This is a genomic window from Cupriavidus sp. 01T418 (genome assembly GCF_056398885.1).
This window is the reverse complement of the sequence record NZ_JBFTQG010000139.1, coordinates 1-744: the sequence shown is the minus strand read 5'-3', so window position 1 is coordinate 744 and position 744 is coordinate 1. Positions and strand designations below refer to the sequence as shown.

Sequence of the window (744 nt, the reverse complement as noted above, 5' to 3'; positions counted from 1 at the left end):
AACATTGAGCTGCTGAGCGAACGCAACATCGATCCGGCGACGATCCAGTCGCTGCGGGAGCGCCGCGTCCTGGTGAGCCGGAAAAGTCTGCGCGGAGACTTTGATGCCGCTTGATCACACCCACGACCCCGCCGCGCGAAGCTGGCTGGCATCGGCGAACCAGGACGGCACGGCGTTCCCGCTGCAGAACCTGCCGTTTGCCGTCTTTCGTCGGGCGGACAGTGACGAGGCATTCCGGGGCGGCGTCGCGCTCGGTGACCGGGTGATCGACCTCGCAGCCATTGTGCGAACTGGCGCGCTGACGGGCCTCGCCGAGGAGGCCGCCCGCGCATGTACGCAACCGACGCTCAATGCCTTTTTTGCCATGGGGCCTCAAGCGTGGCGGGCATTGCGTCACGCGCTATTTGATGGCTTCGATGCGCGCAGGAAGGCCGGGGTCGACTTGCTCAGGGCGGCGCTGGTGCCGCAGGCCGAGGTCGAATATGGCTTGCCTGCACAGATTGGCGACTATACCGACTTCTATACCTCGATCGACCACGCCCGCAACATTGTCAGGCTGCTGCGCCCGGATGGAGCGCTTTCGCCCAACTTCCAGTGGATGCCAGTCGCGTATCACGGCCGTGCGTCGAGCATCGGGCTCTCTGGCCAGATAGTCCGGCGGCCTGTCGGCCAGCGCGTGCTGGCCGGACAGGGCCAGCCCGAACTGGGAGCGAGCACCCGGCTCGACTACGAACTGGAACTGGG

Annotated in this window: 1 protein-coding gene; it reads left to right on the top strand. The window is 65.9% G+C overall.

Features of this window, described 5'->3' with window-relative positions; translation table 11 throughout:
* Positions 1–103 precede the first annotated feature (103 nt).
* Positions 104–744 (top strand): fumarylacetoacetase (locus tag AC1DQ3_RS36585; RefSeq protein WP_477124960.1); only part of this gene is annotated, 641 nt, incomplete at its 3' end.